Raw genomic sequence first — 24,289 nt, forward strand, 5'->3', positions numbered from 1 at the left:
TTATTTCACAACTTTTTGCGCAAAGCGAGGATCAAGCAGTTGATCAACCACTTGATTGACATCAGTTCCTTTTCTGACCAGATCTTCTTCTGTTAGGATTTTTCCTGATCGTTTCAGGGCTTGGATTTGTGTCGCTGAAGGAATGTTTTGCTCAAAGTTGGTACGGCTCAACTGCAATTTTGCAACAGGTAAAGGCAGTTTCGCTTCACTTGCTAACAACGCTGCAACTTTATCTGGATTGGCTTTGGCCCATTTGCGTGCTTGTTCATAAGCTTTAATCACCGCTTCTACCGCTTCTGGACTTTGTTTACTAAACTCTTCTTTGACGCTCAAGACGCTATAACTATTAAATGCAACATTGCGATACAGCAATTTTGCCCCAGATTGGATTTGTGCAGAAGCCATTAAGGGGTCTAGTCCCGCCCATGCATCCACTTGACCACGTTCCAAGGCCGTTTTTCCATCAGGGTGTTGTAAATGCACCAGTTGAACATCACGTTTATTCAATCCGACCGTATCTAATGCTTGTAGCGTAAACAGGAAAGGATCTGTGCCTTTGGTTGCAGCAATTTTTTTGCCTTTGAGATCTTTTAAGTTTTTGATTGGAGAGTTTGCAGGAATAACCAATGCCGTCCATTCAGGTTGGCTTTGAATATAAACCGTTTTGATTGGGCTACCATTGGCGCGACTGAGTACCGCAGCCAAACCCGCGGTTGAAGCGAAATCAATGCTATTGCTATTTAAATACTCTAAAGAACGGTTACTACCTTGACTGAACACCCATTTGATTTGCGTGTTTGGCAGTGCTTTTTCTAACAGTTTTTGATCTTTGACCACTAAACTGGTCGGCGCATAGTAGGCGTAGTCAAGTTTGAGCGTGGTTGGAATGGCAGCAAAACTGGAGGATATAAATATCGTAGAGAAGCCTAAAGCGAATAAAGTCTTAGAGAGAGGTAATTTAGAAAAGAAAGACATGAGCTAAATCAGCGCCGTATAATGAAATATCAGCGATCTTTACATGTATCACAGAGCATCCCAACTGAGTTATTTTGATTTAGAAATCATGATAATAGATAAAAATCAAATCAGTCTCAAAACATTGTTTTTATTCACCAACAATGTTGATTATTGCGTTGGGCTGCTATTGAAAATATAGTGATATCCTCAGCTTATTCCTTGATATATTGCTGTACTGCATTGGCTAAGCGGCTTTCACCTTGTTGTTGTAGTCCATTCACCACGGCCAAAGCATCTGGCTTTTCCCGATTTTGGCTGAGTTTAAACTTAGCTGTGATCTGCGAAATCGGAATTTCGATCCCAACAATGCCTTGCAGCTCTTGAGCAATATATTCCCTGGGTGCATCTGACATTTTCCAAGGTGTTGCTTGTTTGGCTTCATGAGTACGTGTCAGTCTGGCCAAGATACCGCGTAAAGATTTTTCGTCATGCAGAAAATTGATGCTTCCTTTGACATGGACGACTTGATAGTTCCATGTGGGTACATGTCGATGGTGTTGTTGTTTGCTTGGATACCAATTCGGTGAGATATAAGCTTGCTCACCCTGAAAGATCATCAAAACTTCTGTGCCGCTTTCAATTTGGGTATGCAGCGGATTATTTTTAGCAATATGTGCAACCAGTGTTGCTGTTTGATTTTGCTTATCACGTAATAAATGAAAGGGCAAATGATTGGCCTCCAAACCTTCCGCACTATGACTAATTAAAGTTGCAAAAGGATAGTCTTGAATCAATTGATATAGTTTTTCAAGATCTGTTTCTTCAAATATTTCAGGTAAATACATCCTTTACTCCTTCAGTTATTCTGAGTGGCCCAAAAGTTTTTTGTTATTGGGTGATGATTTTCTATAACTGCCTGGACTGACTCCCGTCCATTTTTTAAAGGCGCGATGAAATGCACTCGGATCATGAAAATGCAGATCATCACTAATCGTTTGAATTGAATCATTACTTTTACTGAGTCGTTCAATAGCGATATCACAGCGAATATCATTTTTAAGCTGCTGATAACTGACGCCCTCTTGCTTTAAACGACGTTGAATGGTCGCAGTCGACATATTCAGTTGCTGTGCAATCTCTTTTAGTTCATCCCATTGTGATGGTGGTTGTAGCAGCAGTTGACGGCGGATCTGTAAGCTTAATGAGTTCTCATTTTTAAAGCGTACGATCAGGTTATAAGGCGTGTGTTTGAGAAAATCTTTGAGCGCTTGTTTATCTTTTTTGATTTTATGCTTGAGATAATGCGCGTCAAACTCGATTTGGTTTTGCTCGGCATTAAATTGAATGTTCTCGCAAAAACGCACTCGATAATCTTGTAGTTCCACAGGTGGGTGGCATCTAAAACTCATTTTATGGAAGCCAATCCGTTGATCACTCAACCAGCACATTAAACTATGCACCAGCATCAGATAAGTTGAATAGGTAAACATGCGCTTTGGATGCTCACGATCATGCAAGATCAGATAAGCCTTGGTGCCACGTTGTACCAATTCACCACGAATATCATCCAGTAGCAGACTTAGGAATTTTAAAATTTCGTGGATGGCTTGCTCAAGGGTTTCGGCATTAAACGCTAATTTTGCTAATAGGCTATAGCTGCCTCGGCGCATAGGATGGCGATCCATGCCCAAGAATTCATCATTCATACTTTCCGCAACTTCAACCCATAACTGCGCGCATTGCGTTACAGGCACACGCGCCTTGGAAGAGGTTAATAACTCTGCAGAAATACCTGCACGATTGGCGATATTGACAATATTCAAGCCACGACTGGCGGCGACACTCAATGCTTCACGAATTAAAGCATTTGAAATGGTGTCCTTAGCCGAATTAAGATCGAGGTTGAGGTTTTTGTTCATAGATCAATAAAATACAGGAGAATAATAAAATCGAATGCTCAAAAGTTGCATTAAATCTGCTACTTTTTGAAATTGTATCGGAAAAAAGTTGCCTTTAGGCTTAGTGATAAGAATTTATATCTTTAATTTGATAGGAAACGTAAATGAAAATTCAGGGAAAACATTTTGTTATTACAGGTGGCGGTTCAGGTTTAGGCGCGGCAACAGCGGAATATTTAGTCGAAAAGGGTGCCTCGGTTACGTTGGTCGATATGAATGTTGAAGCGGGGGAACAACAAGCGCAAACATTGGGTGCAGCAGCAGAATTTGTCAAGCTAGATGTGACTGATGAAGTAGCAGCAGAGCAGTTCTTTAAAGAGGTATTGGCCAAACATGGCAGCGTTTATGGCCTGATCAATTGTGCTGGCATTGGCCCCTCTGCAAAAGTAGTGGGTAAAGATGGCGTCCATGATTTGGCGATGTTCTCTAAAACCTTACACATTAATGTCACGGGGACATTTAATATGCTGCGTTTTGCGGCAGATGCCATGAGTAAAAACACGGTTGCAGAAGGTGATGAAGATCGTGGCGTGATTGTGAATACTGCTTCAGTGGCTGCCTTTGATGGTCAGATTGGACAAGCGGCTTATTCGGCATCAAAAGGGGCTGTGGTAGCGATGACCTTACCGATTGCTCGAGAACTGGCCCGCCATGCAATCCGTGTTATGACCATTGCCCCAGGGATTATGGAAACGCCAATGTTGAAAGGCTTGCCTCAGAATGTGCAAGATGCCTTAGGACAAATGGTGCCTTATCCATCACGTTTAGGTCGCCCAGAAGAGTTTGCGCGTTTAGTCGCGCATATTGCTGAAAATTCCTATTTGAATGGTGAAGTGATTCGTTTAGATGGTGCAATCCGTATGGCGCCAAAATAAGTTGAGCTTTCATTCAAACGCCGTTATGGAGATCATTTCATAACGGTTTTTTATACTTTGATGTTTGTGCTATTGAATATTGTTTCTAGAGCAATTTCGATTTAAGGTTGAAGAATAATAAAAATGATTTAACAAGAAGGATCAGACCGATGAAACCCATGATTTTTTTATCCATGACATTGGCACTGACCTTAACAGGCTGTGTCGGTAATATGAACCCGACAGGTGGCAACTCAAGACCAAATTATCCGTATTACGTTACACAACAACCGATGCTGGTTAAAAAAATCCATGTTCCAGCAGGAACCACCTTGGTCTATAAGGAACAGTACTTCAAAAAAGGCAAACAAGACCAGATTATGTCAGAAAATAAACTGACCGATATTCGCTTGCCCATTGGTCAAAGCATCGATTGGGGTGGTGTACCAGTTACCATGATTTCGCAGTTTTTTAATTCATCTATGCGCGGCTATTCTGTGTATGCCGATTTTAAGAAGTTAGATGCAGATAAACGAACCAGATTTTCTCAGCTATGGCAGAGTTGTGATGATGATCTAGGCATCAGTATCAAAGATCGAAAGGATTGGTCATTTAATAAAGCCAATATTGCCGATGTACAAAGCTGTAGTGGTCTTTATCAACGTTATTTTAAAAATGACCAAGAACAGCAGCAGTTCTTGGATCTTTTATATCGTGAGTTGATGAAAATCAATGATTAGTAAAAGAGGCAAAGCCTGTTTGGCCTTGCCTGATATCCAAGATTATTTGGCCTTAACTTCTTCACCAATCAGATAAAATGTCCCACCTGCAATATAATGCAGGCTACGCAAATCTTTGCTGGCTTCTTGAAAGTGCCAATGTCCATCGCGGAATACGCGTGAATCTGCCCAAGCACCGACCACCGAACCGATAAATAAATCATGCGCTTGTTGATTGTGCGGTTCTGGAATCACTTTACAGATCAACCAAGCCAGGCTACCTGCCACCAGTGGGACTGGAAAGTCATCTTGGTAAAACAATTCAGTTTTGCACTCTTCTAACTTACTTGGATGATCGAACTGACTGATGGTTCCGAGTTGATGCACCAGATCAATCTGCGCAAAGCAGGGTACTTGCAAGGCAAAATAACCACTTTGCTCTACCAGTTGACGAGTTTTGGTACTTTTATCCAAGACTACAGTGACCTTTGCAGGCGTTAATTCTAAAGCACAGGCCCAAGCCGCAGCCATGACATTACGTTCTTGTCCGTATTGAGCAGACACTAAAACCGTCGGGCCATGATTGAGTAGGCGATAGGCTTTGGAAAGTTCAACAGCCTTCATGTCTGGGTGATTCATATAACATCCAAAAGGTTGAAACATCATCCTATTGTTGCATAAACTTTCGTAAAATTTTATTCAATTTCCCAGCGTTTAAAAGCACGATTGAAACTGGAAATGGAAGAGTAACCAAGTTTTTTAGCCAACTCATCTTTGGTCAGAAAAGGATTTAGCATCAGTTGTTTGGCTTTTTCCTTGCGCACGTCCTCATAGAGTGTTTGAAAACTGACGGCTTTTTCTTGCAGCATGCGTTGCAAAGTCCGTTTGGTCAGGTTCAACTTTTGTGCCACTTGTTCAATACTGAGTAAACCTTCGGTCTTATCGTCAATCAGATATTTAATCCGCTGTAAAATATCCTGAGTGGCAACCAGTTCATCTAGCTCTTTTTGGCACAAGGCTTTAAATTTTTCTGCGCTAAGCGGATCAGCCATACTTAAAGGTGCATTTAAAAAGGTTGCGGGTGTGATTAAGCGGGTGTTGGGTTGTTGATAACGTATTTCAGCAAAGCTGGAAGTTAGGATATCGCTAAAACGAGCGAAATAGTCAGGGCATTTACATTGCAGATCAATGCTGGGTTTAAAGTCTGGAATGAAGAATCGAACCAAATGGACAAAACCTGTTAGAAAGAAAATACAGCTGAATTCATAGGCTTGAGTATCTAATTCATCATTAAAATTCAGCAGGGAACTGTCATAGGTAATACTGTAATAGGCAGTTTGATCTTCAACTTTGAAGTTGAATGCAACAAATGAGCATTGCAAACTGGCAAATTGATTGATGGTTTCAATCGCCTCCAAGGCATTTTTGGAAATGGCAACGGTAAAACCAAGTAAGCCATGTGAGCTGATTTTTAACTGCGTGCCTGCATAAAAACCGATGCCTTGTTCCTGTGTCAGTTCAATCGTTCGTGCAATCACTTTTTTAAAGGCATTTAAACTAATTTTATAACTTAGCTCATGCAACTTTTCGATCTCAACACCAGTACCCCAAAATAAGGTTTCAGCAGCAATATCCCATCGTGATACCACCTCACTCAGTAGGTGAGCATACGAGCTACTAATAAAGTGCTGATTTTGAAGACGGGGAATACTCATAGTGCGCAGCAAATTCCATTTTAAAAGCAGATCCAGTTTATTCAGAACTTAAAGCAGTGAGTATGATTTGAAAATGTGCATTCATCGGAATTTATTCAATCTAGCGTAATTTTGGCACGAATTGTTATGATTTTGGCACAGTTTGTTTTAGTCTAAAAATCACACAAAATTTCCAAGGAGTATAATTTTGCCAGTCGTTTGTATGCTCGGAATGATTCCAGATACGAAGAAAAAGACTAAATCGTTGTAATAAAAATGAAAAATGCTAGGAGCAAAACGTGAAGAAAAAATATTTAAATGTCATGGCGCTGATGGCAGGCATGGTGGTGAGCAGCGGATCTGTGGTACACGCAGGTTTGTTTGATTTTTTTGCACCCAAGGCATCATGGCAAAACTGTAATGTGAACTCTTGTTCAGTCGGCGGTAGCACCAGTGTTACATCAAGTTATGCGAAAACCAAGTATCCAATTCTCTTGGCGCACGGGATGGCAGGTTTCTCAGCCGTAGGTCCTTTGCAATACTGGAACGGAATTACTGAAGACTTGGTCGGTAATGGTGCAAATGTATTTGTTGCACAGCAAGCCTCGTTTAATTCTTCGGAAGCACGTGGTGAGCAATTATTGCTACAGGCAAAACAAGTGTTAGCGATTACAGGTGCAGAGAAAATTAATTTGATTGGCCATAGTCATGGCTCTCAATCAGTTCGTTATGTCGCGAGTTTGTTGCCAAACAAAGTTGCGTCAGTCACAGCAGTCGGTGGGCCTACCAAAGGATCTGATGTGGCTGATGTGGTCGATTCAGTGGTTAAATCACCTGCGGGGCCAGTCTTGGCACCTGTGATCGCAGCAGGGGTGAATGCCTTCTTCTCGCTAGTGGGGATTGGTTCAGGACATTATTATGATCAAGATGCACTGGCGGGCTTAAATTCATTAACCACTAGCGGTTCAGCCAACTTTAACCAACGTTTTCCAGCAGGTGTACCAACCACAGCATGTGGTTCGGGTACTGAACTGGTCAATGGTGTACGTTATTATTCTTGGAGTGGAACCAGTCCATTTACCAATGCATTAGATCCGATGGACTATGCATTAACTGCAACATCGTTACTGATTTCAGGGGAAAATGATGGCTTAGTGCCACGTTGTTCGAGCCATTTGGGTACTGTGATTCGTGACAATTACGCATTTAACCATTTGGATGAAGTCAATCAAATTCTGGGTTTAGTTGGATTCTTACAAAATCCAGTCACCCCTTATCGGACTCAGGCAAATCGTCTGAAAAATCTAGGCTTATAATTCATTGATGACAGGAGCAATCCGTTGCTCCTGTCATGTTTAACGGTTCAAACAAAGAAAGAATGATAAATAGAGCAAGGGATGATGAACGGTAAATTTTTAAATAATAAAACCATTAGCTTAGTTTTGATTGTATGTTTATTGCTCTTGTTGGCTTTAATCTACTGGATATTTAAACCAGATGCTCAAAATACGCCACATGAGCCAAGCCAACAGGCTCAATCACAGCTTATAGGCAATGGTTTTGAAGCTGGCCAGCAAAATAATCAAAAAGGCAAAATGCCAGAATTGGCTGCTTCATTACGCGGTACAGAAATTGATTGTCCAATTCAGGTCGATGCCAACGGTAAATTAATTTTGACGGTCGGTATTCGTAGCTGTTTCGACTATTTCTTTTCCAGTTTAGGTGAAAAAACTGAAACTGAACTGATTGCCGATATTCGACAGTATCTCACTGCGACTTTACCTGACACAGCTTCGAGTTATGCAAGTTATCTGTTAGATCAATATGTGGCCTATACCCATGCCTTAAAAAATATAAAACCAACGGGCAACTTTAAGACGGGTGATATTGAAGGCTTTCAGAAAGTGATTGATCAGATGTATAAAGTACAGCAGCAGTTTTTTAATGCAGCTGAGATCAATGCCTTATTTGGCAATGAACGTAATCTGAATCAGTTTAATATTGATCAAATGCGTATCCATGCCAATAAAACCCTGAACGCTCAGCAAAAGGCAGCTGAATTGGCGAAACTGATTGATCAACTTCCGAGCACACTGGCGGATGGCGTTCGGGTTTCGATGCAATTTACTGAATTGCAGCAATTAACCCAAGAGGTGCGGGAAAAGGGTGGTTCTGCTCAAGAGCTACGGAATATGCGTGAAAGTTTACTAGGGCCAGAAGCGGCGGATCGTTTAGAGAAAGTTGATCAAGAAGAAGCAGGATGGCAAACACAGGTCAATGGTTACTTGGCAGCACGTGACCAGATTTTAAAGAGTGATGCCACGGATGCCAGTAAACAGCAGTCAATTGATCAGTTGCGTAATCAATCCTTTGGAACTAAAGAAGATTTATTAAGAGCGCAGTCATATGAAATGATGCATGATCGGAAGTAGGGCAAAAGGAATAGATGTAAATATAATCAGTAATAATTTTATTAGGTAAGTTTGAATATGTATGTGGCTGATTATATTGGTTTAGCATTGATCCAAGATATGACAGATAAGAGTTTGCCCCAGTCGGAAGTCGTGATTAAGGGAAAAAAGACAGGGGTTGTGGTTGAGGGTAAAGTGTTAGAAGGTGTGGTTTGTGTATATTCTCACTGCTATCTGCTTTTCCTTACCCATGATTGTATCTTTGAGGAAACTTTAACTTTGGCGTTAGTCGATCTGGATAAAAATAGCTTGTTGGAGACATTGTGGATTGGGCTGGTTTATCAGACAGATATCTTTACTGGCCCGAGGATATGTGATGATAAGATCTTATTTGAATTTTTAGCTGAAAAAACATGGGTTCTTCAAGTATTACAAACTGCAAGAATTCGATTTCCTATTTCTTTCAATTCTTTGGTACATCGGGGTTTTCAGTTTAAATCTTATCTCCAGTTAGAACATTAATTTATGTGACGTATGCCGTCATGAACTAATCGAACAAGAATTGATAAAGCCCGCTTAATTTCTAAATGACGTATGCCGTCATGAACTATAAAATAATGAAAATAACATAAGCTAAAACATGAAGTTATACTCAAAAAGGCTTTAATACCCAAAATTTCTAACTGATGTGGTAACTTATTGATTTTATTAAACTGTTAAAGAGTAAGAAAAATATTGGGGTAAAAATAGCTTTTTGTCAAAAGAAAACAGTGTTGGTTCTAATTTATTACTTTCCTCAGAACCTACATCGACTTAAAATCATGAACACTCTTGATGATAAAGAAGTAAGTCCCGTGTCAGACCATTTAGAAAACGAATTTGAGCTAAGTAATGAGGAAATGCATCTCTATAGTCGTCAGATTTTATTAGATGGTTGGGATATCGAAGCACAAGAAAAACTAAAACTTGCCAATGTGCTAATAATCGGCGCAGGCGGTATCGGCTGTACCAGTGCCGAGCTGTTAGCACGTGCAGGTGTAGGTAAAATTACCATTGTCGATGCCGATACGATTGAAATGAGTAATCTGCAAAGACAAATTGCCTTTACGACAAAAGATTTAGGTCGATACAAAGCAGAAATACTGGCAAAGCATCTAAAAGACATTAATCCGCATATACAGGTCAGTTATCAAAATATACGATTCGATGAAACGAATGCTGATGAACTCGTACAGCATCAAGATGCAGTCTTAGATGGCTGTGATAACTTTGCCACCCGTTATCTGGTTAATGCAGTATGTAGAAAACATCAAGTACCTCTGATTAGTGCGTCAGCAATAGGTTTTGAAGGGCAGATGTTTATGGTGGATGCTGATTCAGCCTGTTATGAATGCCTGTTTCCGAAAGAAGATCATGCCAATGAAGGGCTACGTTGTGCGGAGTCGGGTGTATTAGCTACCACTCCTGTAATGATAGCGTCATTACAAGCACATCACACTTTACTGTTTTTAGGCTTAGGTTTGACCCCACTCAAGCAAAAACTATTGCTTTGGAATGGCTTAAATTTAACGCAACGTATTCTTAAATTTGAAAAAGATATAAATTGTCCTGTTTGTCAGGCAACTTGATCGGTAAATTGAGCAAAATTTGCTAAACTAATGCCATCTGTGAGGCAAGAAAGATTATGAAAAGAAATATTTTATTCGATGGATTACGCTCTGTTGCACGTATTGGTGAAACAGTGGTGGTTGCAGCACAAGCAGGTGTGAGGTATGCAACTGAAAGACCAAGCAACGCCAAACTGATGCGTGAGACCTTTGAGTCGCTTGGTTCGACTTATATCAAACTGGGGCAATTTATTGCCAGTACGCCGTCTTTATTCCCGCGTGAATACGTTCAGGAATTCCAAGGCTGTTTAGATCAAACGCCAACTTTACCATTTAGCTATATCCAAAAAGTTTTGGCAGAAGAGTTTGAAGGGCGTAATCTCAATGAAATTTTTAGTTTTATTGATGAAAAGCCTTTGGCTTCGGCTTCAATTGCACAAGTCCACGCCGCTCGATTGGTCACGGGCGAAGATGTGGTTTTAAAGGTGCAAAAGCCAGGTGTTGAAACCATTCTTTATACTGACTTGAATGTGGTGCATTGGGCAACAAAGTTGCTTGAAAGAGCTGTTCCAAAAATCAAGTTTGCATCGCTTTCTGAAATCGTGGATGAGATCAAAACACGGATGGTGCGTGAAGTTGATTTTATTGAAGAGGCTCAGAATCTGGATGACTTTATTCAGTACTTGAATGTGTCAGGTAACCAAGCGGCAACTGCGCCAAAAGTTTATCACCAGTTTTCAACGCGCCGTGTGCTGACCATGCAGCGTTTATATGGCGTGTCATTGACTGACTTTGATGTGGTCAAACAATATGCCAAAGACCCAACACAGGTCTTGATTACAGCCATGAATACTTGGTTTGGTAGTTTAATGCTGTGTAAGAGTTTCCATGCTGATTTACACGCTGGCAATTTGATGCTGCTGGAAGATGGTCGTATCGGTTTTATTGATTTTGGTATTGTTGGTCAGTTAAACCCGGAAGTTTGGACCGCATGTATGGCGTTTATGGATGCTTTACAGCATACCAATTACAATGCAATGGCTGAGAACATGCTGAAAATGGGTATGACCCATCAGAAAATTGATACTCAAGTCTTGGCTGATGATTTAGAACGTTTATTTAGTGGTGTGTTATTGGCAGATCCACAAGAAATTCTGAGTTCTAATCCAGCAGATTTGAATGACATCATGATGGATATGGTGGCTGTCGGTGAGCGTCACGGTATCAAATTCCCGCGTGACTTCGCTTTGTTATTCAAGCAAATGCTATATTTTGATCGTTTCATGCGTGTTCTCGCACCATATACCGATATTTATGCTGACCAACGTTTAAAAATGGTTCACAATATTGAACCTGCTTCGTTTTTAAAGCATTAATTTATTTATCGGTTCATTAGGTCATTATGGATGCCATTATAATTGAAGGGTTGAAGGTTGATACTGTCATTGGTTGTTTCAGTTGGGAACGCCAAATTATTCAACCTTTAATGCTAGATCTCACTATTCATAATGATCTAACGCAAGCTGCACAATCAGATGAGCTAGAAGATACGCTCAACTATGCGCAAATCTGTGAGCTTGCAGCACAGGTGATTCAACAAGCCAAACCCAAACTAATTGAGCATGCAGCACAATTGGTACTTGAATGTCTATTTACGACTTTCCCCTCGATCGAATCGATCAGTATCACCATTCGCAAACCCGCCATCATTGCACAAGCCAATGCAGTAGGAATTCGCCTTGAACGCAACAGAAACAATTTTTGCGCTCGCACTGGCGAGTAATCTCAAGCAACAACAGAATTTCACTTTTGCTTATCAACAAATCGCAGGTTTAGGCACAGTGGAATTTTCTCCAATTTATGAAATTCCATGTCGGGATGGAATTGGTGCTGATTATTGGAATTCAGCCTGTTTATTAAAAAGCCGACTCAGTGTTGATGAGGTGACTGAAATTCTGAAAAAACTAGAAGCGCAATCTGGTCGGGTTCGCCCATCGCATCAGATCAGTTTGGATATTGATGTGATTGCATGGGGTGAAACTTTAGACCGTATGCAATTTAATCCAAAAAAGCTACCATTGGCTTTGGATGTCAAAATTCCTTTATATGATTTATGGCAGCATGCAGATTTAACTTATCTTCAAAGTATGCATTATCCTGTCATTACAATGTAATTGTTTGAGTGGCTAATGCGATAATAATTAGGAAGAATTCTTGATGAAAATAGTTTTACTTTTATCAACTTTAACGGTTTTACTTTCGGGCTGTGCGACCATGAGTGTCGAGCAATGTAAAACAGCAAATTGGTTCAATGTAGGTGAAAAAGATGGTTCAGAAGGACGTGATTCACGCTTAGATAAATATTATTCTTCCTGCCAAAAAGCCAATATTGTACCGAATCAAAAGCTGTATGAACAAGGTTATCAAAAAGGCTTGGGCTATTATTGTCGACCAGAAAATATCTTTAATGAGGCTTTAGAAGGTCGTGGTGATATACGCGTTTGCCCAATTGAAAAGCGTGAATCCTTGCGTAGTTACTATCAGGTCGCCTATGAATACTATCAGGCAGATACGGAGTTTAATCGCTCCCAAAATGATATGAACCGTTATTTAAAAGAGCTGGAGCGTAAAGATCTGCCGACCAAAGTTCGGGAAGAGTATAAAAAAAGTTTATACGATTTACGCATCAATAGCAGTTGGGTGCAGTCACGTTATCATCAGGCTGTCAGAGATCTAGAACGCTTTAAGGCCGAACATGGTTTATATTGAACCGTTCAGTTTTAACATCTGATAAAAAAAATCCATGGCTAAGCCCATGGATTTTTGTTTGTGACGAAACACATTTGAGTTACATACGCCTGTATACAGGGATGTTTAAATAGATAACAAGCGAATAATGAAGGAATTATTTATGCAAGCCAAGTTACTTATTGCTCTAGGGATTATCCTCTGTGGCAGCATGAACTCAGCCTATGCAATTGATGCCAAATATAGACAACAATTAGAACAATCAGGTTGTACTCAAGTCAGTGAAGCACAAGGTTGCGATATTAGCAAAAGTAAAGAGGAAAATAGCAAGGCGGGTTTTGTCGAGCAAACGGTAGATGTAGCAAGTCCAAGTGCATCAATAACACAGCAACCGCAGTGGATTGCAGAAAGATCAGATGGCACAGCTTTGGCTGTAATTAAAATTGATCAGCAACAGCGAGTTTGGGTGAATGACACACGCGTTATTGCGGTGAAGAAGAATGACCAATTGAGTTTTAGACAAGGTAAAATTGATTACACTATTTTTACCGATTTGGACAAGCAATCGCAAAGCTTTTGGAGTGACCGTTATTCGACCGATAAAGGTAAAATTGTGTTTCGTTAATTTTGATGATGTAAGCTAAATCAAAAGGGAATTAGCTTTCGATAATTCCCTTGGATAAGTTAAAGATAATAACTGGTTTTAGTCATGAGTTTCGAAATAGCGGTCATAGTAATCCGCACAGGCGCGGGTAGGTTCACACCACCAGCCTCTAAGGCAGTATCACGATGATGTAACTCGTCTTCATTCATTTGTACGAGGATTTTCCGTGAACGTTCATCATGAGCAGGTAGTTGCTGAATATGCTCTTGCAAATGCTGACTCACTTGGCGTTCAGTTTCAGCTACAAAACCCAAGCTGTATTTGTCGCCTGCAATACCTGCAATTGCACCCATCCCATAAGATAGGCCGTACCAAATTGGATTTAATACACTGGTGTGGCTATCCAATTCTTTTAAGCGGTCTTCGCACCATGCCAAATGGTCTTGTTCTTCAATTGCTGCTTGCTGCATTTCTTCACGCACATGCGGTAGTTTTGCGGTGAGTGCCTGACCGTGATAGAGCGCTTGAGCACACACCTCACCACTATGATTGACGCGCATCAAGCCAGCAACATGACGGGCATCACTGACACAGAGTTGTGATGCTTCTTCATCGGCTGGGTTGCTGCGCTGCGCACTAGTCGCACCAGGAACTAAACTACGTAAGGCTTGATCAAAGGAATTAATAAGTTTATCGAGACCGGTGTAATGACGCATATATTAATCCTCTAATGTATTGGGTGCATTTTCTAATAAAGGTTTTAGGCGTTTTAATAACCAAAATGAAAAAATCGCACTTAAAACAGCGGTAATGGTAAATAAGATTTTAATATCAATTTTTAAAAAGCTTAAGATTAAAATAGAGAAAACTGCAGAAGAGACCATAAATACAGCATTTAAAATGTTATTTGCTGCGACAACACGCGCACGATGTGAGCGTGGTGAATAGGCCTGCATCATGGCATAGAGTGGCACAATATAAAATCCACCACTAATGCCCAGTAAAGTCACTGCCAGCATGACATGGTAATAGACAGCACCGAGCGTAAACATATCTTTTAAGTTGAGTAATTCACCTGTACGCTCAGGGACAAAGGCAAGGCTTGCTGCTAGATATAGCGCAAAAACTGTTAAACCAATTGCGCCATAGGGCACCATCTTGATATTAATATCCGAACCCCCGATTTTTCTGCAAAGTAAAGAACCGACGCCAATACCAACCGAGAAAAAGGTGAGTAATAGACTCACTACATTTTCTGAGGCATGTAGGTTTTGTTGCGTCAGTTGCGGAATCTGGGTTAAATAGGTTGCACCGTAGAACCAGTACCAAGAGTTACCCAACAAAATTACAAATACAACGGGGATACTTTTGGCATATTGGATAGTCTGAAAACTGGTACGAATAAAGTTCCAGTCAATTTTTAAATCAGGTGCGGCGACTTTCTGCGGCAAGATAAAACGGCTACACAAATAGCCTAAGCAAGCAATAGTGATAACAGTGACACTGATCCAAAGTAGATTACCTTCTGAAGTGGCAATCACTGCACCACCTAAAATCATCCCCAGCAAAATTGCAATCGATGTACCTGACTGAAACAAGGCATTGCCTGACATCAACTCTTGCGGCTTTAAAATTTCAGGCAAAATGGCATATTTGATTGGACCAAAACAAGTGGAATGGGTGCCCATTAAAAACAAGGCAAATAACAGTAACCATAAATTCCCAAGCAGGAAGCCAGCAGTACCAATCAACATGATCACGATTTCTAATATTTTAATAAAGCGAATCAGTTGTGAGCGTTCGTATTTATCTGCGATTTGGCCGGCAGTCGCTGAAAAAAAGAAGTAGGGCAAAATGAACAATAGGGCTGCTAAATTGTTTAATGTGCTGATTGATGCACTTTGTTGTTGAATCCACCCATAGGTAATCACTAGCAGTAGCGCTTGCTTATATACATTATCATTCAGTGCGCCAAAGAACTGTGTGAAAAACATCGGGGCAAACCGACGTGATGTCATTAAGTGCTCATCTTGTTTCATCATGTGTTCACTTCATTGTGATTTATAAAAAAATGTGACGAACTGTAAAAATGTGATGAAATGCATGTATGATACCTAGGTCTGATTGGATGAAAAATCAAAGATTTGAAGTTATTTCACCCATCAAAAACGATAAATTAAAAAACAAATTTAGAGTTTTACATGCCATCTAAAACGAAGTTTAAACAGTCGACACTGGTTCATTCTATGCATTTAATTTTTAAAATGCAGGGTTTTCCTAAACTTATTTGTAGTGGTTTTTTAATTAGTTCTTGCATATCAGTTGCTTATGCACAAGAACAAAATTCGGCTGTGCCTGAAAATCAAGCGCTTGAACAGACCGAACCAGCCATTGAACTGGCAGCTCCTGCATTAGCACCAACAGCGCCAGCAATCAATCTTGCGGATCAAGGGGTATTGCCTGGGCAAGACAGTTTGGCAGCGCTAAAAGAACAAGAACAATCCACTAATCAAATTAGCGAATTAAAACCGATTCAGTTGGATGACAATTTAGAAAATCTGCCTGTAATCCCTGTCGATCAAAACATGGCAAATGAAATCTTCCGTGTTGCTGAAGATGCAAAAAATCAAGCACAAGCGTATCGAGAAAACACCGCAAGAAATCCTGAGCCTATCATCGCTGATGCATCACAGACTGAACTGACTGAAATTAAACAAGCACCACTGAATATTGATCAACTGATGGGTGAGATTCAAGCAGACAGTAAAATCGTGGTGGAGGCCAATGAAACAGGTAAAACTTTAGCTGAATTGCAGCCTAAGTCTGATCAACCGCAGGAAAAGGTTGGATTCTTTAAACGAATTGTAAATCGTTTTCGTCCAGATAATTTACTCAATACCGATAAAATTCCGCGTATTTCCGCAGATGTGACTGGCGCACCTGCGATTTTGGCATTAAATATCAAAGCTAAATTGTCTAGCTTCACCCAAGAGTCTTTTGAGGATTTTAATGTTGCCTTACCGCAATTGCGTGCTTTGACCAATCAGGCGGCGCAAGCGGTAGGCTATTACAATGCCACTTATACCTTTGTGAAAGAAAGTGATAGCAAAGTGAAGGTGATTGTGGTTCCAAATGAACCCGTCAAAATTAAAGAACAAAATATTGAATTTACGGGTGCAGGCGCTAATACACCTCAATTCCAAGTGATTCGATTAATTCCAGAGCAAGATGTCGGTGATATTTTTAATCACGGCGCTTATGAAGCAACCAAAACTAAAATTACTACGGTGGCTTCGGATAACGGTTATTTCGATGCATTTTGGCGATTGCATGATGTCAAAATCACTCAACCAGAAAAAACTGCTGAAATTAATTTAAATTATGAAACGGGCGAGCGCTATAAGTTAAAGAAAGTTGAGTATCGGATGAGTGATCCGAGTAAACCATTGCCGCTCACCCAAAAGGTTCTCGACAGTTTAGCACCTTGGAAAGAGGATGATGATTATGCTTTCTGGCGTGTCAATGCATTGGCAAATAATTTAACCAATAGTCGTTATTTTAACTATACCTTGGTTGATACGATCAAGCCTGATGCCATTCAACCCCCCCTAGATTTACCACCTGACCTACAGGCTTTGGTTGATCAACAACGTGTGCAAGAATCGCAATTGATGAGCAGTCAACAGAAGGCAGATCTGGCTCGTGCAAAAGTCACCTCTGCGCAAGAGGTGACACAGGACGTGGTGGATGAATCACAGTTCTCTGGTGCAGAACCAGCGCAACCTGCTTTGGCGCGTTCAATGCCAGTGTTACCAGCACATGACGACGACGATGAAGAACGTCAGAAGCTCGAAGAACAAGCACGGGCAGAGCGCAAAATTCCTGTGGTCGTGACGCTAAATGCTGATCGTTTAAACAGCCTTGAGACAGGTATTGGTTATGGTACCGATACGGGTGCACGTATTCGTACGCAATACCGTCGTGCCATTGTCAATAAATATGGTCACTCTTTTGACGCGAACGTCGAGGTCTCTGAAATCCGACAGTCGATTGATGGTCGTTATAGTATTCCTTATAAACATCCGTTAAATGACTATTTCAACCTTGTTGGTGGTTATGAGCGTGAAACCCGCGATGACATTGGTCCAGATGTCAACTTATTGGTTGAATCTGCAGTACTGGGTGGTGAACGTGTCATTAAAAATCCATTGGGTGATTGGCAACATACTTTTGGTTTGCGTTATCGTTTAGACCGACTCACTAAAAAAGGTGATGTCAATGTCGATGAGTTGCCAGATGCTTTTAAAGTTTCAGGAATTGATTCTGAGCAAGAATCTTTGCTCTTAGGTTATGAAGCATCTAAAACCAATAGCAATACCCGTTTGAATCCAACCAAAGGTTTTAAACAAACCTATAAAGTTGAACTGGGTACAGAGTCTTTACTCTCAGATGCCAATATGGCAATCGTAAGTGCGGGTTGGCGTTTTATCTATTCATTGGGTGAAAACGACAATCACCAATTTGTCGGTCGTGGCGATGCAAGCTATATTTTTACCGATGACTTTAATAAAGTTCCTTATAACTTACGTTTCTTTACGGGTGGTGATCAGTCTTTACGTGGTTTCGACTATAAAAGCCTATCACCTGAAGAAAACGGCTATAAGATCGGTGGTCAAGCCTTAGGGGTTGGCTCCTTAGAATACAATTATCAATTTAAAGATGGCTGGCGTGCTGCAGTGTTCTCGGACTTTGGTAACGCTTATGACAAACAATTTAGTAACCCAACAGAATATAGTGTGGGTGTTGGTATCCGCTGGAGATCGCCAATTGGACCAATTCGATTAGATATCGCATCGGGCATTTCTAATGATAATAATCCAATTCGATTACATTTCTTTATTGGGCCACAGCTTTAAAACTTTTTTAGCCCTGTATTTAATCAGGGCAAAACAATCTCGGGTTGATTATGACGGAAGTAGAACAGCAACTTACCCCTCCAACAAAACCAAGACCACCACGGCGCATTGCTCGAAATATTGTGCTGATTGTGCTGATCATTCTTTTATTACTGGTCAGTTCTTTGCTTGTGATGATGTCAACGGATAAGGGTAGCCGTTTTCTATTAGACCGTGTACTTCAAAGCCAGAAAACCATTAAATACGAATATGAAAGCGGTAATCTGCTTTCAGGCATTATTTTAAAAAATGTGTTAGTGCGACTGGAGGGAATTGATGTTTCTTTAGATCGTGCCGATGTGTCTTTGGGGTGGCGAGCGATTCTAAAAAAAGAAGTGCATCTTAGCCATGCTGATGTTCGTAATCTAAAGATTCTTGATAAGAAACCACCATCAGGCAAACCGTTTGGATTTGATCCGATCAAACTTCCTTTTGTATTACGGGTTGATGAAGCCAAGCTCGACTATTTGCAATTGCAAACCACTACTTCGAAAGTCGATTTTAGCGATATTTATCTAAAAGATGCTTTATGGTCAGAAACCAAATTAAAGTTCGAAGACTCACGCATGAAAATGGAGTTTTTAGCAGTTAACAATGCTTCAGGAGAGATGGATTTTAGTGGTAAATATCCGCTCAATGCGACTGCTGATCTGATCATTCCTGCACTTAAAAGTTTGGATATTGATGTCATTAAAGTTGCAGCCAGAGGGTCTCTAGATACCTTAAAAGTTGGCGTGGCAACTCGAACTCCAGACCTGCTCACAGGTTGGGCGGTCGTCCATCCTGTACGTGAACATGTGCCGATGAATGGTGAGCTGTTCTTTAAAAACTATCATTTGCCATTACTCAAAGATCAAAAGCTGTTTGCAAAAGATGGTATTGCAAAATTTAATGGCGACATCCAGAAACTGATTTTAACGTTGAATACAGACCTTAAAGGCGAGCAAGTGCCAGAGGGGCAATATACAGCACTGATGGATACTGATTTAACTCATCAATTGAATATCCGTGAGTTTAATGGCCAATTGATGGGTGGGGTGGTCAGCTTGCTCGGTTTTGTAAACTGGCAGGATCATGTGTCTTGGGATGTCAAAGGTCGTTTAGAAGGCTTGGATCCGAAAGACAAAACCGTACCGCAAATTGCACAAGATTTTTTACCTCCGAACTTGGATGCGAGCCTGAACTCGACAGGTTCAATGGAAAAAGGTTTGGCGCTGAATGCACAGCTTGCATTTGATAAGTTTGAGACTTGGGCGGTTCAGCTGGACCAAGCGGAAGAAAAAGACCATAAAGCACAACCGATGTTGCTTGATGTGTCATGGAAAGGGATTGATCGTGCCATGCCTTATATCGGCTGGCTCAGTAGTGAAGAAGGTCATACCAATCTGACTTTAAAAGAAGGTCAGCAAGATATTTACCTCACCACAACGATTCGTCCTCATGAGCAGGCTTTATTGCCAACAGGAAAATATGATGCGCGTTTAGATGTAAAAGGCGATCTATTAAATGTGGAAAGTTTTCGCTATGAAGCGGAAAAAGGCAGCTTGTCGGGTCAGGCCAAAGTTAAGTTACCAACCGAAAAGCAGCAACTTTCGTGGCAAGCTCAGCTCAAAGCACAGAATTTTAATCCGCAAAGCATTGCTGCGGCTGCCCCAATCAATCTATTGAATGGTGAAATCAAAGCCATTGGTTATGCCAAACCAAATCAACAAATCATTCGTTTTGAACAAATTGATTTAACTGGTCAGTTACCACAAGAAAATAAAGCTGAAACAATTGCCTTAAAAGGTAAAAGTTCGACAGCTCTGATTTTCCATGATGAAAAAGCTGGTGGTGGATTTAAAAGTTTTGCCGTGGATTATGATGGTTCTTTGAATGCCTTGAATCAAGCTAATGGCATTTTAAAGATTAAGGTTGCAGGTACGCCTGATTACATCAAGATTAATGAACTTAATCACGATGGGATTGCTGGAAAGATCTTTGCAACGGGTGCGGTCAACCTCAAAGATAAACTAGGGTGGGATATTGATGCCTCATTGGTACGCTTTAAACCTCAATATTTTGTTTCAAGTGTCAAAGGTGAAGTTTCTGGACGGGTTAAAACACTTGGTGTTTGGTCGGATAAACTGAAACGGATTGATATTCGTCAGCTCAATGTTGCAGGCTTCCTGAATAACAAACCAATTCGTGGTCGCGGTAATCTGAGTTTATTGCTTGATTCGAATCAAACGGGTTTCTTACCACAACAATTCGAAGCCAATGACTTATTCTTTGCCTACGCACAGAATCAGTTGCAAGCCACAGGCAATGCACAAAATTTACGTATTAAGTTGAATGCGCCTGCTTTATATGAGCTTTATCCGGGCTTGCGTGGTCGTGCATACGGTAGTTTAAATGTACAGTCACAGCCACGCCTAAAAGTAACCGCAAATATGATGGTTGATAATTTCGCCTTTAATGATCTGGTGACGATTCGTTCATTAAAAGTGCAAGGTGAATTGCCAACTTCTGAAACCACACCTACTCAGTTGACTGCAACTTTAGACCGTTTGCGTAATGGCAATCGTGAAATCGAACATGCAACCGTGAATCTAGCGGGAACGCGCAAGGCACATGTGTTAAAGGTAGAGAGTAAAAACCGTCAATCGAATTTCTATTTACAACTGGCAGGTGGTTTTAATCCGAAGAACGACTGGTTAGGCCAATTGCAAAAAGGTAACTTTACTTCGCGTAATATCAGTTTGGTACAAAACCAAAGTGCGCCGATTATCTATACCACGGCACAACAGGAATTGTATGTCGGTCAGCATTGCTGGCAGAGTTCGAGTAGCCAATTATGTCTAGATCAGCCTGCGCGCCTTAGCAAAGCTAAAGGTAGCTTCTCCTTTATTACCAAAAATCTAGATTTAAAAGACTTTACCGCCTTCATGCCTGAAGGTTTAGCGGTCACAGGCCAACTGAATGGCTATGCCAAAGCGTCTTGGGCTCAGGGGAGTCATCCGAAGCTGGACGCGCGTTTAGTCACCCAGAAAGGTGAAATTGGATTGGCGGCAGATGATCCTCAAGATCCTGCTACAACGGTCACTTATGATGAATTGAGTTTGATTGCGAAAAGTATCAGCGAAGGTTTGTTGTTACGTGTCGATATGAAAACACCAGACATTGGGACAGGTTATGCCAATGTGATTGTTAATCCATATCAAGCCAATATGCCAATGCGTGGTGAAGTTGCATTTAATGATGTGCAGTTGAAAGTGTTTAAGCCATTTATCAAAGATGTACGCTCAATGTCAGGGACTCTGGCCTTGGCAGGTAAAATGAATGGAACTTTAACTCAACCTGAGTTTGTCGGTGAGATGCGCTTGAAAAATGGTGCAATTTCGATGATCTCTCTGCCAGTGAATTTAAGTAATATTCAGCTGTATTCTTCTATACGTCAGCAATCTGCCAGTATTGATGGCGCATTTAATAGTGGTCAAGGTGTTGGACGTTTGAAGGGTAATTTTGATTGGAAAAATGACCCACATTTAAATCTGACCCTGAAAGGTGAAAACTTATTGGTACGCCAAGCACCAATGATCACGGCGATTGTAGAGCCTGATTTAAGCTTGGATGTTTATCCTTTTGCGCAGCGTTTAAGCTTGAAAGGGAAAATTGATGTGCCGCGTGCGCGTATCTCGATGCCAGAAAGTTCTGCGACGGTGGTGAACTTATCACCTGATGTGCGTGTGGTTCAACAAGGTCAAGACTTGCTGGCAACTTTAAAAGCAGCTAAACCGTGGGATATTCGCGCCGATATGACCGTAAGTTTAGGCAACCAAGTCATTTTCCAAGGTTTCGAAAGTACCATTCCATTGGTCGGTCGTTTGCACTTATCGCAGCGTGGTTTAGAAACAGCCATGCGTGCCAATGGTGCGATTGGCGTCAGTCAAAAGGTGAAGATCGAAGCCTATGGACAAAGTCTTGATTTGAACCGAGCAATTGCACGTTTCAATGGGCCGTTGGCTAACCCAACACTGGATATTGATGCCAATAAGCCAGTTCAAGGTAGCATGGTTGGTGTGCGTGTCACAGGAACAGCCACTGTACCGAATATTCAAATTTATAACGATGCAGGCTTGTCTGAACAAGAAGCATTAAATGCCTTACTGACAGGTCGTATTAATGAAGGTAACAGTGGTTTAAGTAATACCGAAGGCTTTAAGTCTGACGTCAATAACACCATTGCTGCTGCGGGTATTAGTATGGGCTTGGGCGGTACGCGAGCCTTGACTAACCAGATTGGTCGAACCTTTGGTTTGAGTGGTTTGGCATTGGACGCACAGGGTACAGGTGATGATACGCAAGTGAGTCTGACAGGCTATATCACGCCAGATCTGTTTATTCGCTATGGTATTGGTGTGTTTACCCCAGTAAATAAATTAACCTTGCGTTATCAGATGAACCGTCGTTTATATCTGGAAGCGAGTCAGTCCTTAGAACGTGCGATTGACGTATTCTATAACTGGAGATTCTAAGCTGACTCTAAGTTTGGTTTAGCATCACAAAGAGGAATTATTTCTCTGAAATAGTTCCTCTTTTTTTATAAGTGTAAAACAGCCCGAACCTTCAAAAAGCATTCACATAAAATTAATGCGGACTAATGGTTTGAGGAAACTTTTTAAACAGATTTTATAACCAATGATTTTAGAAAATGAAAAATGTGATAGAATTAATATAACTTATTGAAAATAAACGATTTTATGACATTTTTTGGAGAAAATAAATGAAATCTGTCACTTTTGGTCAGCTTTGGGCAGTGCTTGGCTTAGTGCTCTTCAGTTCGACACTCCAAGTCAATGCCAAGGAATACTATAAGTGGGTTGATGCCAAAGGGGTCACCACTTATTCCGCAACACCGCAACCTGTACAAAGACAAGAACCTCAACTTGATCCTGTAAAAAAGAATGCCAATACTACGGTCGCGCAACAAGCAAATGTACAAACGGTGACTACGCTCAAAGAGCCAAAAATTACAACAGTAACCGCAACTGCCGCAACAACATCGACTAAGCCTGTCACTGCGACCACCGCAGCAACAAGCAATCTTAGCGCGACAAGTGACATGCTTATCCCTGTCAAAAACTGCAATGGGGTTAGATGTTGGGATATGAAAGGTAAGTCCTATAATCTCGTCGCAGGAACGACATACCTCTCTGCCAATGGTGGAAAATGTCAAAAGTTAGGCAATAACATGCGCTGTAGCAAATGATTTGTATGTTTTTATTACGGAAAGCATGGTTTTAAAGGCTTCCTTTTGCAAAATCAACAAGTTTCAGTATGATGTGTGCATCAAATTAGCCGCAGTATGATGATGAAAAAAGTTTTGTTTATTGCAATAGGTTTAGTTTTGGCTGGTTGTGCTGAGAAAAAGCCGTTAACCCCTGAAGAACAATGGCATGGCTATTGCGTCAGTGTGGGCAACGCAGCACGTTCGATTACGCTAGATCGTCAAAATGGAATAGAGCAAAAACAAGCAACGGAATATGCGGCAAAGATTGAAGATGAGATGACACGTAAATTTATCTTTAAAATTTTGGATACAGTTTATGCACTTCCTGTTGATCAATTGAAAAAAGATCCAGAAGCATTACGTGAAAATTTAAAGAAACAGTTTATGGAAGAATGCTTGGTTACCCCACATGACAAGCTGCCAAACTATAAACTTTTTTAATGTGTATATAAAAAAGACAACACCGTTTGTCTTTTTTTATGGATGTAATTTATTGTTTTATTAGACTTT

22 protein-coding genes are annotated in these 24,289 nt (G+C 40.8%); 15 read left to right on the top strand and 7 right to left on the bottom strand.

Annotated elements, in window-relative coordinates; translation table 11 throughout:
• From F957_RS12025 to F957_RS12015, 3 genes are all read right to left on the bottom strand, one after another.
• The gene (locus tag F957_RS12025; RefSeq protein WP_016539807.1) at positions 1-975 is read right to left on the bottom strand and encodes an aliphatic sulfonate ABC transporter substrate-binding protein; all 975 of its coding nucleotides are present in this window, start codon (positions 973-975) and stop codon (positions 1-3) included.
• 194 nt (positions 976-1,169) lie between these two features.
• A complete protein-coding gene (locus tag F957_RS12020; RefSeq protein ID WP_016539808.1) occupies positions 1,170-1,802 on the bottom strand; it encodes an FMN-binding negative transcriptional regulator in 633 nt (210 codons plus the stop codon).
• Between the two features lie 15 nt (positions 1,803-1,817).
• Complete coding sequence (locus F957_RS12015; protein WP_016539809.1) at positions 1,818-2,876, bottom strand: AraC family transcriptional regulator; 1,059 nt, start codon at positions 2,874-2,876, stop codon at positions 1,818-1,820.
• Between the two features lie 143 nt (positions 2,877-3,019).
• Here F957_RS12015 and F957_RS12010 point away from each other — a divergent pair, with 143 nt between their 5' ends.
• Positions 3,020-3,790 carry a 3-hydroxyacyl-CoA dehydrogenase gene (locus F957_RS12010; protein WP_016539810.1) on the top strand — a complete coding sequence of 257 codons (771 nt, stop codon included), beginning with the start codon at positions 3,020-3,022 and terminating at the stop codon, positions 3,788-3,790.
• Positions 3,791-3,939: 149 nt separating this feature from the next.
• Complete coding sequence (locus F957_RS12005; protein ID WP_016539811.1) at positions 3,940-4,509, top strand: hypothetical protein; 570 nt, start codon at positions 3,940-3,942, stop codon at positions 4,507-4,509.
• Between the two features lie 42 nt (positions 4,510-4,551).
• Here F957_RS12005 and F957_RS12000 read toward each other — a convergent pair whose 3' ends face one another.
• Together F957_RS12000 and F957_RS11995 are read right to left on the bottom strand one after the other, a co-directional pair.
• Positions 4,552-5,127 (bottom strand): flavin reductase family protein, encoded by a 576-nt coding sequence (locus tag F957_RS12000; protein ID WP_016539812.1) that lies wholly within the window; start codon positions 5,125-5,127, stop codon positions 4,552-4,554.
• Between the two features lie 56 nt (positions 5,128-5,183).
• On the bottom strand, positions 5,184-6,203 hold the full coding sequence (locus F957_RS11995) for an AraC family transcriptional regulator (RefSeq protein ID WP_016660297.1): 1,020 nt from the start codon (positions 6,201-6,203) through the stop codon (positions 5,184-5,186).
• 278 nt (positions 6,204-6,481) lie between these two features.
• On the opposite strand from F957_RS11995, the gene F957_RS11990 reads away from it, so the two are divergent.
• From F957_RS11990 to F957_RS11950, 9 genes are all read left to right on the top strand, one after another.
• Positions 6,482-7,498: a lipase family alpha/beta hydrolase gene (locus F957_RS11990; RefSeq protein ID WP_016539814.1), complete on the top strand. Its 1,017-nt coding sequence runs from the start codon at positions 6,482-6,484 to the stop codon at positions 7,496-7,498.
• An 84-nt stretch (positions 7,499-7,582) separates the two neighbouring features.
• Positions 7,583-8,614 (top strand): lipase secretion chaperone, encoded by a 1,032-nt coding sequence (locus F957_RS11985; protein ID WP_016660298.1) that lies wholly within the window; start codon positions 7,583-7,585, stop codon positions 8,612-8,614.
• A gap of 57 nt (positions 8,615-8,671) precedes the next feature.
• Positions 8,672-9,115 (top strand): hypothetical protein, encoded by a 444-nt coding sequence (locus F957_RS11980; RefSeq protein ID WP_016660299.1) that lies wholly within the window; start codon positions 8,672-8,674, stop codon positions 9,113-9,115.
• 299 nt (positions 9,116-9,414) lie between these two features.
• Entirely contained in the window at positions 9,415-10,221 is an 807-nt protein-coding gene (locus F957_RS11975; protein ID WP_016660300.1) for a HesA/MoeB/ThiF family protein, read from the top strand.
• 56 nt (positions 10,222-10,277) lie between these two features.
• Positions 10,278-11,576: an ABC1 kinase family protein gene (locus tag F957_RS11970; protein ID WP_016539817.1), complete on the top strand. Its 1,299-nt coding sequence runs from the start codon at positions 10,278-10,280 to the stop codon at positions 11,574-11,576.
• A gap of 26 nt (positions 11,577-11,602) precedes the next feature.
• Positions 11,603-11,983, top strand: a complete 381-nt coding sequence (gene folB / locus F957_RS11965) for a dihydroneopterin aldolase (RefSeq protein ID WP_016539818.1) — start codon at positions 11,603-11,605, stop codon at positions 11,981-11,983.
• On the top strand, positions 11,940-12,374 hold the full coding sequence (locus F957_RS11960; RefSeq protein ID WP_016539819.1) for a 2-amino-4-hydroxy-6-hydroxymethyldihydropteridine diphosphokinase: 435 nt from the start codon (positions 11,940-11,942) through the stop codon (positions 12,372-12,374). The genes folB and F957_RS11960 overlap by 44 nt, the downstream gene beginning before the upstream one ends.
• Positions 12,375-12,417: 43 nt before the next feature.
• Positions 12,418-12,969, top strand: coding sequence for a DUF2799 domain-containing protein (locus F957_RS11955; protein ID WP_016539820.1), 552 nt, complete (start codon positions 12,418-12,420; stop codon positions 12,967-12,969).
• Positions 12,970-13,111: 142 nt separating this feature from the next.
• A complete protein-coding gene (locus tag F957_RS11950; RefSeq protein WP_016539821.1) occupies positions 13,112-13,573 on the top strand; it encodes a hypothetical protein in 462 nt (153 codons plus the stop codon).
• A gap of 59 nt (positions 13,574-13,632) precedes the next feature.
• Here the strand turns inward: F957_RS11950 and coq7 are convergent, their stop codons facing one another.
• Both coq7 and F957_RS11940 read right to left on the bottom strand, forming a co-directional pair.
• The gene (coq7, locus tag F957_RS11945; protein ID WP_016539822.1) at positions 13,633-14,268 is read right to left on the bottom strand and encodes a 2-polyprenyl-3-methyl-6-methoxy-1,4-benzoquinone monooxygenase; all 636 of its coding nucleotides are present in this window, start codon (positions 14,266-14,268) and stop codon (positions 13,633-13,635) included.
• A gap of 3 nt (positions 14,269-14,271) precedes the next feature.
• Complete coding sequence (locus F957_RS11940; RefSeq protein ID WP_016539823.1) at positions 14,272-15,594, bottom strand: MFS transporter; 1,323 nt, start codon at positions 15,592-15,594, stop codon at positions 14,272-14,274.
• A 159-nt stretch (positions 15,595-15,753) separates the two neighbouring features.
• Here F957_RS11940 and F957_RS11935 point away from each other — a divergent pair, with 159 nt between their 5' ends.
• From F957_RS11935 to F957_RS11920, 4 genes are all read left to right on the top strand, one after another.
• Positions 15,754-18,468, top strand: a complete 2,715-nt coding sequence (locus F957_RS11935) for an autotransporter assembly complex protein TamA (RefSeq protein WP_016660301.1) — start codon at positions 15,754-15,756, stop codon at positions 18,466-18,468.
• A 50-nt stretch (positions 18,469-18,518) separates the two neighbouring features.
• The gene (locus tag F957_RS11930; RefSeq protein ID WP_016539825.1) at positions 18,519-23,024 is read left to right on the top strand and encodes a translocation/assembly module TamB domain-containing protein; all 4,506 of its coding nucleotides are present in this window, start codon (positions 18,519-18,521) and stop codon (positions 23,022-23,024) included.
• Between the two features lie 248 nt (positions 23,025-23,272).
• Positions 23,273-23,758, top strand: coding sequence for a DUF4124 domain-containing protein (locus F957_RS11925; RefSeq protein WP_016539826.1), 486 nt, complete (start codon positions 23,273-23,275; stop codon positions 23,756-23,758).
• 102 nt (positions 23,759-23,860) lie between these two features.
• Positions 23,861-24,220, top strand: coding sequence for a hypothetical protein (locus tag F957_RS11920; protein WP_004806476.1), 360 nt, complete (start codon positions 23,861-23,863; stop codon positions 24,218-24,220).
• Positions 24,221-24,289: the final 69 nt, after the last annotated feature.

The organism is Acinetobacter gyllenbergii CIP 110306 = MTCC 11365, assembly GCF_000413855.1.
GTDB classification, from domain to species: Bacteria; Pseudomonadota; Gammaproteobacteria; order Pseudomonadales; family Moraxellaceae; genus Acinetobacter; species Acinetobacter gyllenbergii.

Coding starts and splice junctions, on each gene's coding strand:
- F957_RS12025 (WP_016539807.1), bottom strand. CDS start 975: ATGTCTTTCTTTTCTAAATTACCTCTCTCTAAGACTTTATTCGCTTTA.
- F957_RS12020 (WP_016539808.1), bottom strand. CDS start 1,802: ATGTATTTACCTGAAATATTTGAAGAAACAGATCTTGAAAAACTATAT.
- F957_RS12015 (WP_016539809.1), bottom strand. CDS start 2,876: ATGAACAAAAACCTCAACCTCGATCTTAATTCGGCTAAGGACACCATT.
- F957_RS12010 (WP_016539810.1), top strand. CDS start 3,020: ATGAAAATTCAGGGAAAACATTTTGTTATTACAGGTGGCGGTTCAGGT.
- F957_RS12005 (WP_016539811.1), top strand. CDS start 3,940: ATGAAACCCATGATTTTTTTATCCATGACATTGGCACTGACCTTAACA.
- F957_RS12000 (WP_016539812.1), bottom strand. CDS start 5,127: ATGAATCACCCAGACATGAAGGCTGTTGAACTTTCCAAAGCCTATCGC.
- F957_RS11995 (WP_016660297.1), bottom strand. CDS start 6,203: ATGAGTATTCCCCGTCTTCAAAATCAGCACTTTATTAGTAGCTCGTAT.
- F957_RS11985 (WP_016660298.1), top strand. CDS start 7,583: ATGAACGGTAAATTTTTAAATAATAAAACCATTAGCTTAGTTTTGATT.
- F957_RS11980 (WP_016660299.1), top strand. CDS start 8,672: ATGTATGTGGCTGATTATATTGGTTTAGCATTGATCCAAGATATGACA.
- F957_RS11975 (WP_016660300.1), top strand. CDS start 9,415: ATGAACACTCTTGATGATAAAGAAGTAAGTCCCGTGTCAGACCATTTA.
- F957_RS11970 (WP_016539817.1), top strand. CDS start 10,278: ATGAAAAGAAATATTTTATTCGATGGATTACGCTCTGTTGCACGTATT.
- folB (WP_016539818.1), top strand. CDS start 11,603: ATGGATGCCATTATAATTGAAGGGTTGAAGGTTGATACTGTCATTGGT.
- F957_RS11955 (WP_016539820.1), top strand. CDS start 12,418: ATGAAAATAGTTTTACTTTTATCAACTTTAACGGTTTTACTTTCGGGC.
- F957_RS11950 (WP_016539821.1), top strand. CDS start 13,112: ATGCAAGCCAAGTTACTTATTGCTCTAGGGATTATCCTCTGTGGCAGC.
- coq7 (WP_016539822.1), bottom strand. CDS start 14,268: ATGCGTCATTACACCGGTCTCGATAAACTTATTAATTCCTTTGATCAA.
- F957_RS11940 (WP_016539823.1), bottom strand. CDS start 15,594: ATGATGAAACAAGATGAGCACTTAATGACATCACGTCGGTTTGCCCCG.
- F957_RS11935 (WP_016660301.1), top strand. CDS start 15,754: ATGCCATCTAAAACGAAGTTTAAACAGTCGACACTGGTTCATTCTATG.
- F957_RS11930 (WP_016539825.1), top strand. CDS start 18,519: ATGACGGAAGTAGAACAGCAACTTACCCCTCCAACAAAACCAAGACCA.
- F957_RS11925 (WP_016539826.1), top strand. CDS start 23,273: ATGAAATCTGTCACTTTTGGTCAGCTTTGGGCAGTGCTTGGCTTAGTG.
- F957_RS11920 (WP_004806476.1), top strand. CDS start 23,861: ATGAAAAAAGTTTTGTTTATTGCAATAGGTTTAGTTTTGGCTGGTTGT.